The organism is Salegentibacter sp. BLCTC (assembly GCF_015143665.1).
Lineage (GTDB): Bacteria > Bacteroidota > Bacteroidia > Flavobacteriales > Flavobacteriaceae > Salegentibacter > Salegentibacter maritimus.
On record NZ_WYEW01000001.1, the window covers coordinates 416425 to 428834 of the forward strand.

A 12410-nucleotide genomic window follows, 5' to 3' on the forward strand; every position below is an offset into this window, starting at 1 on the left:
ATTCGCAATATTTTGTACTTTTAGGACATTTATATGAAAATCCCAATTTTAAATATTAATCAGTTTAAAGAATCTGCCTCTATAAATGATGTATATGTAAATACATTCTCTAACCATATACAGATTAATAAGAATTTGATTAATAAACCACATAGTCATAATTTCTACTTGTGTGTACTTTTCACCGAAGGTACCGGAACGCACGAAATTGACTTTAATTCTTATACTATAAAACCCGGCATGGTTTTCTTTTTAAAGCCGGGGCAAACCCATTTTTGGAAATTTAAAACAGCTCCCGAAGGATTTATCTTTTTTCACTCTCAAGAGTTCTATGACCTTAAGTTTTTGGAGCATACGCTTTTTTCTTTTCCGTTTTTTTATTCATATCAAAATCCTCCGGTATTAGAACTAGATTCCCAGAAAAATTATGAATTACAGCTTAAGTTTCTAGAAGTTTATAAGGAGTATTCACAAAGGAACCTTCTAAGGGAGCTAAAAATTGTAAACTTACTTAACAACATTTATATAGAGCTAACGAGAATCTACACACTTAATATTGATTTAGAAAAACTTAGTTCCTCAAATTATCCCAACATACTTGCTACTCTGGAGAATTTAATAAACACGAATTTCTATAATGAGAAATTCCCTAAATTTTATGCCGATAAATTAAACATAACCACTAAGCATCTTAACAGAGTGGTAAAAAAAACAATAAATAAAACGACTAGCCAATTAATTTCCGAAAGAATAATTCTGGAAGCAAAACGCTTAATTGTACATTCTAATGGAAATCTTGCAGACACCGCATTTACACTTGACTTTTCAGACTATGCCTATTTCTCTAAATTTTTTAAATCAAAAACAGGGATAACACCTTTAGAGTTTAAAAAAAGATACTTAATGAAGTATTGATATTACTTCAATTTTGTTCTCATCTAAGCTTATAAAATTCTAGGCAATCTCTGCCCAGATTATATAGATTCCCATAAGTAAGACAAACCAACCAAAACCTTTCTTCAATTTTTTTCCGTCTATAAATTTATTGAGATATATTCCTATAAACATTCCTATCATAGAAAGTCCCGTGAAAATAGCTAAAAACGCCCAGTTGATATTCATATTTTGAACATCACCAATAAAGCCTATAAGCGATTTAATTGCAATAATTAATAATGAAGTGGCCACGGCTTTTTTCATGGGCAATTTAGCCAGAAGTACCAGGGCCGGAATAATTAAAAATCCGCCACCGGCACCCACAATCCCGGTTAACACCCCTACTACTATACCTTCAATTATAATTAATGGATAGTTATAACTTACTGCCACTGGCTCTGACCTTTTCTTTCCGTTTTCACGAATCATAGAAACTGAGGCCAGAATCATGATAATCGCAAAAAACAACATAATCCCGATGTTTTTTGTGATTTCAAAATCCCCAATGCTAAATAATGATTCTGGAATAGCAGGTACTATATATTTTCGTGTCGCATATACGGCTATAAAAGCAGGAATAGAGAACACAATAGCAGTTCTAAAATCTACCAGTTTTTTTTGCATATTTTTAAGCGCCCCAACCAGGGCAGAAGTACCTACAACAAAGAGAGAGTAAGCTGTAGCCGTTACAGGGTTCACAGCCAGTAAATAAACCAGCACAGGAACGGTTAGTATAGAGCCTCCACCACCAATTAAGCCTAAAACAACGCCAATAATTAATGCTCCAAAGTAACCTAGTATTTCCATATTCTATTTTTAAGTTTGTGCAAAATTAATTGCAATATGGGGTCTTTACAGTAACAAGGGTTACAGAAGGCTAAAGTGCCATGACTTCTATACTGTTTCTTTGCAGTTTTATCTTTCCGTCTAGTTCAAGTTTTTTGAGCAACCTGGAAATAACCACCCTGGAAGTGTGTAAATCGTAAGCAATTTGTTGGTGGGTAACGCTAATTACTTCATTTTGGTTAATTTTTGCTTTATCTTCAAGATACTTCATTAAACGCTCATCCATATTCATAAAAGCAATAGTATCTATGGTGTCTAGCATTTCTGTGAGACGAGCCTGGTAACTTGCAAAAACAAAATCACGCCAGGACTTGTACTTAGAAGTCCATTCTTCCATTTTTTCAATAGGAATCATCACTAATTTTGTATCGCGTTCGGCTACAGCCCTTATTTCACTTTTTGTTTGACCTAGACAACAGGAAAGCGTCATGGCACAGGTATCACCACGTTCCAGGAAATACAACAAAAGTTCATCTCCCTCCTTATCCTCACGCATTATTTTAATAGCTCCTTCAATCAATAAAGGCATCATTTTTACATAATCGCCAATTTCTATAATTTTTTCGCCTTTTGCTTTGAATTGAAGTTGGCCTACACTATTAATCTCTTCAATAAGTTTATCTTCAAAAATAAAACCGTAAGCTTCTTTTAATTCCTGTAACATATACTAGTTTCCGCTATTTATAAATATTATAATGATGCTTTTTAAAAGCTAAAATTAGTATTTAAATTGATAATTAAATATGTTTTTGATGGAAAGTCTATCCGGGCAACACATAAAAGTAAATTGAAAGATAGTGGCAAAAGGTTCCAAAAAGTACGAAAATATGAAAAATAGCATGGTTAAATTTCACTTTATCCAAACTAAACAATACAGCCCCAATAGTATAAGAAATTCCGCCACCAAATAGCCACCATAAACCTCCCGAACTTAAATTATCGTATAAAGGTTTGATGGCTAAAACAATAATCCATCCCATTAAAACATACATAATAGTAGACAGGGTTTTATACTTTCCCGTAAAGAAAAGTTTAAGAATAATTCCGGTGAGGGCCAAACCCCAAACCACCCCAAAAATTGTCCAGCCTATCCAGCCTTCTAAAGTTACAAGTGCAAAAGGGGTATAGCTTCCGGCTATAAGTACATAAATAGAGGCATGATCCAGGATGTTTAGTTTATACCGAAGACTCTTTTTGGTTGCACTATGGTAAAACGTAGAAGCCGCGTACAATAAAATCATACTCGCTCCAAAAATGCTAAAGCTTACAAGGTGTACCGTTTCGCCAAGTTTACTAGCTCGTATAATTAATAAAATGAGTCCAAGAACACTTAAAAACAGACCAAAACCGTGAGAAATAATATTTAATTTTTCTTCAAGGGCATCGTATTTTTGATGAGGATTTTTTTCCATAGCATCGGCCATTTGCTCAATAATTAATATTTAATAATAAAAGACCTGCCGAAGTTCAGCTATTCAATTAAATAGCTCTTTGCCTTGCCAGCCGGTAATTTTCTTAAATACTTAAAAGTAAAAATATTCAAGATGAAATGGAATCATTTAAACGATCAATTTTTATTATTTTCGGGCTTTCACTCCAGCACAATTCTTAATCGAATCCTATGAAAATTTTGCATACCGCCGATTGGCATATAGGTAAAAAACTGCATAAGCATAGTTTACAACCCGATTTTGATCTTTTTATAAGTTGGCTTTGCCAGTGTATTATTAAGAACGATGTAAAGGTATTATTGGTTTCGGGAGATGTTTTTGATCTGGCCAACCCTTCTTCGGAAGCAAGGCAACAATATTTTAAAGCCTTAATGAAGCTAAGGCGTCTGGACTGCAAAATAATACTTACCGGTGGAAATCACGACTCCCCTACTATGCTAAATGCGCCTCAGGAAGTGTTGCGGGAATTAGATATACATATTATTGGCGGTTTGCCTCAAGAACTTTCAGAGTGCATTATTCCTGTTAAAAATGGTAAAAACGAAACCGAACTTCTTATTGCAGCTATCCCCTATTTACGGGATGCCGATTTAAGAACAGCCTCCCAGGGAAATTCTTATGAAGATAGATTAGAAGCTTTGCGAAAAGGAATTCAACAAACCTTTGTGGACACCGCTAAGATTTGCAAAACCAAATTTCCGGAAGTAGACTGTATTGCTATGGGGCATCTTTTTGCGGCCGGTGCAGAAACTTCAGAGAGTGAGCGTGATATTCAAATTGGAAACCAGGCGGCTTTTAATGCGCTTCAGTTTGGCGATTATTATAAGTACATCGCACTAGGGCATATTCACAAACCACAAAGGGTAAATGCCGCCACTCCCACTTTTTACAGCGGCTCCCCTATTCCACTTTCATTTAGTGAACGCAGTAATAAAAACCGAATCCTTCTATTGGATACTGAAAACAATTGGGAGCCTAAAAGTATAGAAATACCAGGCTTTAGAGCATTAATAAAAATAACCGGAAACCTGGAAAAACTTCAACAAAAACTAGGGGAATTAAAAGACCGGGAAGGCCTGCCTTCTTTAATTGAAATTGAACTTCAAGAAGAACATTTTGATGCTAACAAAATATATGAACTAGATCAATTAGTGGGTAATTTTGAGGTTAAAGGTTATGAGATTGTAAAGCATCGCGCAAGTTTTAAAAATAAAATAAGTGGTAGCGGCGAACTCTATGAAGAAAAAAAACAACTAGAAGATCTGCAACCCTTAGATGTCTTTAAAAAATTAGTAGAAGTACAGGAAGAAGATGAAGAAACCAGAAAAGATTTAATGAGTGCTTTTAATGAAATTCTTGAGGAAGTTCACCAATCTAAAAAAGCTTAACCTATGAAAATTTTAAATATAGCCTTTAAAAATATTAATTCATTAAAAGGTGAGAACTTCATAGATTTTGAAGCAACTCCTTTTTCGGGAAATACGCTTTTTGCCATCACAGGCCCCACCGGAAGTGGAAAGAGCAGCATTCTAGATGTAATCTCGTTGGCACTTTTTAACCAGGTGCCCCGGCTTGGGAAGATTAGTAAAAAAGAGATTAGGGAAAAAGGCGCCATCCTTACCCGAAACCAAAAAGAAGCTTATGCTAAAGTAACTTATGAAACGGGAGCAGGTCGTTTTACCTCTTCCTGGAGCATAGAAATAAACCGTAACGGCAATCTCAACGATTACAATATGGAAATTGCCAATCTTATAGATAACTCGTTATTAGACCTTAAAAAATCTGAAGTTCCTACTAAAAATGAAGAGTTAATCGGTTTAAATTACGATCAGTTTATTAAGTCGGTTTTACTGGCACAGGGGGATTTTGCCAAATTTCTTTCAGCTAAAAAAGAAGAACGTGGCGAACTACTGGAAAAAATTACCGGTACAGGTATTTACCGTCAATTAGGTATGATGGCTTTTGAACGTTTTAAAGCCGAAACTAAAGAAATTGAAGCCCAGCAAAATGAAATAAAGCTCTTTGAATCCTATTTACTTTCTGAAGAAGATCTTGAAAATTTCAATAAAGATTTAAAAGAAAATACCGCTGATACCGAAGCTTTACAAAAAGACCTAAAGCTTATTGAAAAACAATTAGAATTAAAAGAAAACATCGGGAAACAGGAAAAAGAAATCAATAAATTACAGGAGCAGGAAGTTAATCTGCATCGGCAGTTTAAGGAATTTGAAAGTGAATACGGTACGAGTCTCAACCGGCACGAAAAAATACAAAGTATTGCCGAAGAATTACAATCCTGGAACCGATTTCAAAAAGAATTAAAAGACTTAGATAGCAACCTGGCAAAGACGTCCTTAAAGATTAAGGATACTAAAAAGAATATCAGCAGTTTTATTGAACAGGTAAAAGAATTTGTTCAGGAAGATGTTCAGGCTGAAAACCTTAAACAGAAACTGAATCTTTTTACCGAAAAAATAGGGAAACTTCAGGATGAAAAAAACTCACTTGGACTGGAATATAAAAGTAAATTACAGCTATTTAAAGCTGAAGTAAGAGAATTAAAAATCGACTTTCCAGAACATGATTTAAAAACCGGGAAGGAACTGTTGGAAGAACTTCAAACTGAAAAACTTCGGGAGAAAAAGCAACTTGAAATTGCGCTAAAAGAAGTGGATTTAGAAAAACTGAGTTCCGAAAAATTGCGTTTAAAAAACCATTTAGAAAAGACACGTGAAGCACGGCAATTTTCTGAAAGAAAACTTCAACTTGAAGAAAGCGGTTTAAGAATCAAAAAAGATATTGAGGCTAACCAACCGGAATTTGAAAGCCTGCCCAAAACCATAACGCTACAAAAAGACCATCTTTCTTCATTAAAAAAAGATTTAGAAATTCTTCAACTTAAAAAATTAAATCAGCTAAAAACCGCAAAATTAGAAGAGCTTAGAAAGTCGCTTAAAACCGGGGAAGCCTGTCCGCTTTGTGGTGCTTTAGAGCATCCCTTTTCTGAGCATGTTCCGGATTTTGAAGATGAGCTTGAAATAAAAATAGCAGCAAAAAGTAAAGAAATAGAAGATAAAAACACGAAACTTACACAGGCTCAATCTAGATTTGAACATATAAAAGACTCTTTGCAAAAAGCTAAGAAAGAATTAATTGAAATTGAAAACCGCATTTTGGAAAACAAGCAACGATTTAGTGAAAAATATCCCGATTTCAATTTTAGTGAAGAGATTGATTGGGAAAACTATATCGGAAAAATTAATTCAAAACTTGAAAGTCTAGATGCCTTTGAAACAATAAAACAAAAACTAACCGCTATTGCCGGCGGTTTACCAATTTTAAAAGATTTAAATGATATTTTGACCAAAGGCACATTGCTAAGGCGGCAATTGGAAGCCAATTATTCGGGAAATAATATCCTAAACGACCACCGAAAGCTAACAGATAAATGGAACGCCTTAAATCACGAAAAAAAATATCTTGGAGAAAACCTAAAAGAACAAAAACAAAATTTAAGTGAGCAGTCTAAGAAATATGAAGCACTATCACGAAAGCTCGAACCGGAAGTTACAGAAAAAGGATTTACGTCTATTGAAAATGCATTCCGGGCTTTATTGCCGGGTCAGAATTTTCTGGAGTTAAAGGATAAAAAAGATGCTATTTTAAAAGAAAAAAGTATTGTTGCCACCGGAATTTCTACTCTGCAAAAGCAATTAAAGCAGTTTAAAGAAAATGAAAGTGAACGTACTACTAATGATTTAAGGGTTGAACAATCTAAAAAACAGGAGGAATTTAAGTCCAAACAGTCAGTTTGTGAAGAATTGCGAAGAAAACTTGGAAATAATAATGAGTACCTGGCCAGGTTAAAGCAACTGAAAAAGCAAATTACAGAAAAGGAAAAACAAAGTAAACGTTGGCGACTTTTAAATACACTTATTGGAGACCGACAGGGGAAAAAATTTAATGATTTTGCACAAGATCTTACGCTTTCGCAATTAATTTACCTGGCCAATAAAAGGTTAAAGGACCTGAGTGAACGATACAAAATAGATAAAGCAAATGAAGATGAAGACGACGGACTGATTGCCATTGATGAAGATATGGGCGGACAAAGAAGATCTGTTAAAACCCTTTCGGGGGGAGAGACCTTTCTACTAAGCTTGTCGCTCGCGTTAGCCTTATCTGATCTGGCTTCAAGAAATGTTGAGATTAACAGTTTATTTATAGATGAAGGTTTTGGGACTTTAGATCCTGAAACTTTGGACCAAACCCTTGATACTTTAGAAAAATTACAGGCTGATTCTGGAAAAACCATTGGAATTATTAGTCACGTGGCCTCTTTAAAAGAGCGTATTGCAACTCAGATACAACTTACCCGAAACGGACAGGGATATAGTAGTTTGGAGCTTAAGTTATAAGTTCATGACAACAGATAACTTTTCTGTACAATACTTATTACTTTTTAAACCACTTCTTTCGTTAAAACCTCTACGGTACATCCCAGTTTTGGAAGTATAAGCCTCATTTTTCGTTTACCTACTTCACGAATAATGGCTTCCTGATTTTTGAAGACACCACTTTTAATACTTATATGGTCACCTTCATTTAAGCGATCTACTTTTGCATCATCTACATTTTCGCCATTCAACCATTTCCGAATAACTTCTATCTCTTCGTCTTTTACAATGGCTGGTTTTCCAAGCCAAAATAAATATTTTACCACACCAGGAACATCAAAAACCAAATTACGTTCCTGTTCCTTTAATTGAATAAAAACATAAGACTTAAAAAGGGGGCTTTTTAGCTTTTTTTTACGGTCTTTCCACTGCTTTATTTCAGTGATTAGAGGACAATAAACTGCTACTCCCATTTCTTCCAAACGTTGAGCCACTTTCTTTTCGGTTCTAGGTTTGGTATATAAAACGTACCACGCCATAATTAAGTTTTATCAGCCTGTATGCAATACAGGACTTCAAACTCCCTTGCTTTAAATTAGGGGGTTCTGAAGATATTTAGGTTAATTAGTTAATTCAAAAATACAAAGATTTTAATGAACATTAGATAGCAATAATTGATGAAAAGGTAAATAAAACATTGAAATACTGATAGCGAATTGATTAGAAAAATCATTAAACAAAATAAAGCACAAGGCAAAATTTTCGGGCAAAAAGTGAAGTGAATTACCACGAGGTAAGGGAACGAGGCATACTATGGATATATACTTTTATTTGGAGGTAAGCCCCGGATTTTGGATTATCAAATAAAGTACTCGTTATTCTAAAATACAGGTTTCAGAATCCAATTCAAACTGTACCGTAAAATGTTCAAAATTATAGGTTTCGAGAGTTTTTAAAACTTCAGCCTTCAATTTTAAATATTCTTGAAACCCATTTACATTGTGAAGTTTAATGTGAGCTGTAAAAACGTGGTGTTCACCTTCCTGAGACCAAATATGTACGTGATGTGTGGAAGCAACCCCCTTAATACTTTCAATTCTCTCCCTTACCTCCTTTAAATTAATATCCCGCGGCGTTCCCTGTAAAAAAATAAAAAGCGTTTCTTTTAACCTTTTAAATACATTCCAGAGAATATATAAAGTAATAGCAAGTGAAAGCGCGGGATCCAGATAATGAATATCCTTAAACTGTAAAATAATAGAGACCACCAATACCGCAACCCAACCTAATACATCTTCCATTAAATGCCAGGATACTACTTTTTCGTTTAAGGTTTTACCACTGCTTAATTTATAGGCGGCAAACCCATTAACAGCCACTCCTATTATGGCGAAAAACATCATCCCTTGAGCATCAGAATGTTCTGGATACATCAACCTTTCCACCGCTTCATAAATAACATAAACAGACCCTCCAATAAGTACTACACTGTTAATAAGAGCTCCCAACAAAGAGAACCTTCTATAACCAAAAGAAAATTTAGAATTGCTTTTTTGTTTAGATTTATGATCCAGGTACCAGGAGGTTCCAAGCGAAAGGCTATCTCCAAGATCGTGTACCGCATCTGAAATTATAGCGATACTATTTACATAGATTCCACCAATAAATTCAAGAATAGTAAATCCCAGGTTTAAGAAAAACGCCAGTTTAAGATTTTTTCCTGAAGAATGCTGATGATGCTCGTGCCCCATAATGACGAAATGAATGTAATTATGCCTTGTTTTCGAAATTAGTTATTTTTTTGATCTATTATCAATTCCTACCAAACAAAACAGTCCAATTTATTTTCTAAATATAAAATCTACTATTATTATTTTTTTCATTTTTTTCGTATATTAATATGAATATCAAAACCTTATAGCTATGAAAAATATAAAAATCCTACTACTTGTTGTTTCGGGTATGCTTATTGGCTATATATCCCTGGATACAAAAGCTTTTTCACAAACCAATTCCCAGGATTTTGTAGAATATAAAGGTGAAGTACTTAATGCCGATAATAAAAACACCATTGCCAATGCTCATATATCGGTAAACGAGACCAATATTTCTACAATTAGTAATTCTGAAGGAAAATTTTCCTTAAAAGTACCTAAGGGTTTAGCTCCTGCCACGGTTAGTATTTCCTATTTGGGCTACCTTAGTAAAAACTTACCTTTAAGCTATTTTAAAGCGAAAGGAACCCTAATTTACCTTAATCCGGTAGTAGAAGAGCTTTCTGAAATAAAAGTTTATAAAGCCGGCGATGCCAGAAAACTGGTGTATAATATGCTGGAAAATCGTGGGGAAAATTATATTAACCGCCCTACCGAAATGACTGCTTTCTACAGAGAAAGTATTAGTAAAGGCAACAGAAATGTTTCCCTAAGCGAGGCTGTTGTAAAAATTCATAAAAAACCCTATAGCCATTATGGCGATGAGGATATAGAATTGGTTAAAGCTCGCAAAACTGCCGATTATGACCGCTTAGACACATTAGCCCTAAAATTACGTGGTGGGCCATTTAACACCTTATTTATAGATGTTATGAAATATCCCGATTATCTTTTTTATGAACAGAATTTAGAAAATTATGAATTTAACTTTGAGGAGCCCACACAAATTGATAATCGCTACCTGTATGTAGTAAGTTTTAATGACCGGAATAAAGATATGCCCTGGTTTTATGGAACTCTTTTTATTGATGCAGAAACCCAAAGCCTGGTAAGGGCAAAACTAAATATGAATGTAGATAATAGACGAGCAGCCACCAGGATGTTTGTAAATAAAAAACCGGGAGGAACCAAAGTTTATCCCATTGAAGTAGAATATGACATAGATTATCATCAGCAAAACGGCAAATGGTATTTTGGCTATTCTAATGCAAAGCTACTTTTTGTAGTAAACTGGAAACGCAAATTGTTTAATTCGCGGTATCAGGTAAATTCTGAGATGGCTGTAACTAATTGGCAGCCCGAAACCGAAGACCGTATTAAAAGAAATAAGAATTTTCTCAATAAAACAGTAGTGATGGCCGATGATATATCGGGTTTTACAGACATACAATTCTGGGGAAGCAACAATATTATAGAACCCGATAAATCTATACAAAATGCTATAGAAAAAATTAAACGGAATATTCAATAGACATAAATTAGCAGAAAAACTCAAAGCTTTTTTACAAATCTTTTAGTATCCAAAAACATCTAATTTAAACTGCTTGATTTTGAGATGAATCAGGGATAGAATCTCAATTAATTATTCTTTTAAATACTAAAAATAAGTAGTATTTACTTTAAGCTACCATTAAAAAGTATATGCTGATTATGAGCTTATTAAAAATAAGATACAATTAAGCCCTCAAAAAACCAGCTTTTCATTTTGAAAATAACAAATAAGCCCTTTAATTTGTAACTCAATTTATGTAGCACTATTTAATAAGATTGAACCAGAATCTATAGTTGTTTTCTTAAATTGAAGTTTTAATCGAGATGTGGCACTTTGACTGCGATCAGTGTAAACTGCACCAGTAGAGGATCTCGAAACTTAAATGCCAGTATGCTTAAATGTAGTAAATTAGAATCGAGATGTGGCGCAGTCTGGTAGCGTATACGCCTGGGGGGCGTGGGGTCGCAGGTTCAAATCCTGTCATCTCGACCAAGAAAGACGGGGCTTCCGAGAGATCGGAAGCCTTTTATTTTTTTACCCGTACAACATACGTACAACAATTTTAAGCCTTCTTTTGATCCAATCACATATAATCTTTTGGAAGCTGTATCCGAGAAGTAGAACGTACGAGAGAATAATTCCAAAATTCTTCAAAAAAAAAGTTATTGCATATAGTGGTTCGTGATTACTATTTCTAAAATTTGACTACTCCCCTATACGCCGTTATTGAAATAAAAAATTCCACTTAAAATTGATTTGAACCATCCTAGAATAGCTGATTATTTATCTTTTGGTTATATTTTGTATTCGAGATAACTGAAAGCTATGGAGAATTTTATTTTAAAATCTGCAAGAGCTTTGGCTAGGTTAAAATCTGGAATAAATAATTTCATTGAGGATAAAAAATTAAGTTTTTCTACTCATCTAATTAACTTCCATATAGCTGCTTTATCGTAATCGTTCTAAGCTTTAACTTTATTTTGACTTCGGTTATTCTAAGATAGTTATCTAATTGATCCGAAGTATTTTAGTACAGGTTTAGGCTGCAATATTTTACATTGAGCAAACATTCGAAACTGGCCTTAATAATACTTTCACTTATATCCCAGCCTCAGAACCTTTTAATAAAAGTGGTTTTAATGATTCATCAGTGTTTTTAATTATTTACAGAATATATCTCAATATTTTAATTGATTTTTAGTTAAATACACCCTCTAATAAGATTTGATTTCTTTTTCTCAATTAGTTTGTTTTCTAAATCAGTATTTATTCAAAATGGAAGAAAGCAAAAAAATTGAGGATCTTTTAATGGATATTAAAGGCCTCCTGGGAACCAACAAAAAGGTAATGAACGTGGAAGACCTGGCGCAATATACAGGGCTCTCTAAAAGTAAGATCTATAAGCTTACACATCTAAAACTGATTCCTACCGGCAATAATCCGAACATTCGTCAAAAGTTTTTTGATAAAGACAAGATTGATGCCTGGCTTCTGGGGGAACCGGATCTGTCTGATGCCTTTCTTGAAGAGCAGTTCAATAAAAACCTGATGAAAAACCGGAAATAGGTTTTTC

10 protein-coding genes and 1 tRNA gene are annotated in these 12410 nt (G+C 34.2%); 6 read left to right on the forward strand and 5 right to left on the reverse strand.

Going from position 1 to position 12410, the window contains the following annotated elements:
• The first annotated feature begins 33 nt into the window (after window positions 1–33).
• Window positions 34–915 (forward strand): helix-turn-helix domain-containing protein, encoded by an 882-nt coding sequence (locus GUB10_RS01920; protein WP_193709751.1) that lies wholly within the window; start codon window positions 34–36, stop codon window positions 913–915.
• Between the two features lie 39 nt (window positions 916–954).
• Here GUB10_RS01920 and GUB10_RS01925 read toward each other — a convergent pair whose 3' ends face one another.
• The 3 genes from GUB10_RS01925 to GUB10_RS01935 form a co-directional block, all read right to left on the reverse strand.
• Window positions 955–1743 carry a sulfite exporter TauE/SafE family protein gene (locus GUB10_RS01925; RefSeq protein ID WP_193709752.1) on the reverse strand — a complete coding sequence of 263 codons (789 nt, stop codon included), beginning with the start codon at window positions 1741–1743 and terminating at the stop codon, window positions 955–957.
• A gap of 70 nt (window positions 1744–1813) precedes the next feature.
• The gene (locus GUB10_RS01930; protein WP_193709753.1) at window positions 1814–2446 is read right to left on the reverse strand and encodes a Crp/Fnr family transcriptional regulator; all 633 of its coding nucleotides are present in this window, start codon (window positions 2444–2446) and stop codon (window positions 1814–1816) included.
• Window positions 2447–2543: 97 nt separating this feature from the next.
• Window positions 2544–3194: a hemolysin III family protein gene (locus tag GUB10_RS01935; RefSeq protein ID WP_193709754.1), complete on the reverse strand. Its 651-nt coding sequence runs from the start codon at window positions 3192–3194 to the stop codon at window positions 2544–2546.
• A gap of 209 nt (window positions 3195–3403) precedes the next feature.
• Here GUB10_RS01935 and GUB10_RS01940 point away from each other — a divergent pair, with 209 nt between their 5' ends.
• Window positions 3404–4621 carry an exonuclease SbcCD subunit D C-terminal domain-containing protein gene (locus GUB10_RS01940; RefSeq protein ID WP_193709755.1) on the forward strand — a complete coding sequence of 406 codons (1218 nt, stop codon included), beginning with the start codon at window positions 3404–3406 and terminating at the stop codon, window positions 4619–4621.
• Window positions 4622–4624: 3 nt separating this feature from the next.
• The gene (locus tag GUB10_RS01945) at window positions 4625–7651 is read left to right on the forward strand and encodes an AAA family ATPase (protein WP_193709756.1); all 3027 of its coding nucleotides are present in this window, start codon (window positions 4625–4627) and stop codon (window positions 7649–7651) included.
• A 44-nt stretch (window positions 7652–7695) separates the two neighbouring features.
• Here the strand turns inward: GUB10_RS01945 and GUB10_RS01950 are convergent, their stop codons facing one another.
• Both GUB10_RS01950 and GUB10_RS01955 read right to left on the reverse strand, forming a co-directional pair.
• Window positions 7696–8169, reverse strand: coding sequence for a UpxY family transcription antiterminator (locus tag GUB10_RS01950; RefSeq protein WP_193709757.1), 474 nt, complete (start codon window positions 8167–8169; stop codon window positions 7696–7698).
• A gap of 336 nt (window positions 8170–8505) precedes the next feature.
• A complete protein-coding gene (locus GUB10_RS01955; RefSeq protein ID WP_193709758.1) occupies window positions 8506–9381 on the reverse strand; it encodes a cation diffusion facilitator family transporter in 876 nt (291 codons plus the stop codon).
• A 172-nt stretch (window positions 9382–9553) separates the two neighbouring features.
• On the opposite strand from GUB10_RS01955, the gene GUB10_RS01960 reads away from it, so the two are divergent.
• From GUB10_RS01960 to GUB10_RS01970, 3 genes are all read left to right on the forward strand, one after another.
• Window positions 9554–10816: a carboxypeptidase-like regulatory domain-containing protein gene (locus GUB10_RS01960; protein WP_193709759.1), complete on the forward strand. Its 1263-nt coding sequence runs from the start codon at window positions 9554–9556 to the stop codon at window positions 10814–10816.
• A 436-nt stretch (window positions 10817–11252) separates the two neighbouring features.
• A tRNA-Pro gene (locus tag GUB10_RS01965) sits at window positions 11253–11329 on the forward strand.
• A 783-nt stretch (window positions 11330–12112) separates the two neighbouring features.
• The gene (locus GUB10_RS01970; protein WP_072878316.1) at window positions 12113–12403 is read left to right on the forward strand and encodes an AlpA family transcriptional regulator; all 291 of its coding nucleotides are present in this window, start codon (window positions 12113–12115) and stop codon (window positions 12401–12403) included.
• The last annotated feature ends 7 nt before the right edge of the window (window positions 12404–12410 follow it).

Excerpts from the sequence above, each read along its gene's own strand:
- GUB10_RS01920 (WP_193709751.1), top strand. The coding sequence starts at position 34 with ATGAAAATCCCAATTTTAAATATTAATCAGTTTAAAGAATCTGCCTCT.
- GUB10_RS01925 (WP_193709752.1), bottom strand. The coding sequence starts at position 1,743 with ATGGAAATACTAGGTTACTTTGGAGCATTAATTATTGGCGTTGTTTTA.
- GUB10_RS01930 (WP_193709753.1), bottom strand. The coding sequence starts at position 2,446 with ATGTTACAGGAATTAAAAGAAGCTTACGGTTTTATTTTTGAAGATAAA.
- GUB10_RS01935 (WP_193709754.1), bottom strand. The coding sequence starts at position 3,194 with ATGGAAAAAAATCCTCATCAAAAATACGATGCCCTTGAAGAAAAATTA.
- GUB10_RS01940 (WP_193709755.1), top strand. The coding sequence starts at position 3,404 with ATGAAAATTTTGCATACCGCCGATTGGCATATAGGTAAAAAACTGCAT.
- GUB10_RS01945 (WP_193709756.1), top strand. The coding sequence starts at position 4,625 with ATGAAAATTTTAAATATAGCCTTTAAAAATATTAATTCATTAAAAGGT.
- GUB10_RS01950 (WP_193709757.1), bottom strand. The coding sequence starts at position 8,169 with ATGGCGTGGTACGTTTTATATACCAAACCTAGAACCGAAAAGAAAGTG.
- GUB10_RS01955 (WP_193709758.1), bottom strand. The coding sequence starts at position 9,381 with ATGGGGCACGAGCATCATCAGCATTCTTCAGGAAAAAATCTTAAACTG.
- GUB10_RS01960 (WP_193709759.1), top strand. The coding sequence starts at position 9,554 with ATGAAAAATATAAAAATCCTACTACTTGTTGTTTCGGGTATGCTTATT.
- GUB10_RS01970 (WP_072878316.1), top strand. The coding sequence starts at position 12,113 with ATGGAAGAAAGCAAAAAAATTGAGGATCTTTTAATGGATATTAAAGGC.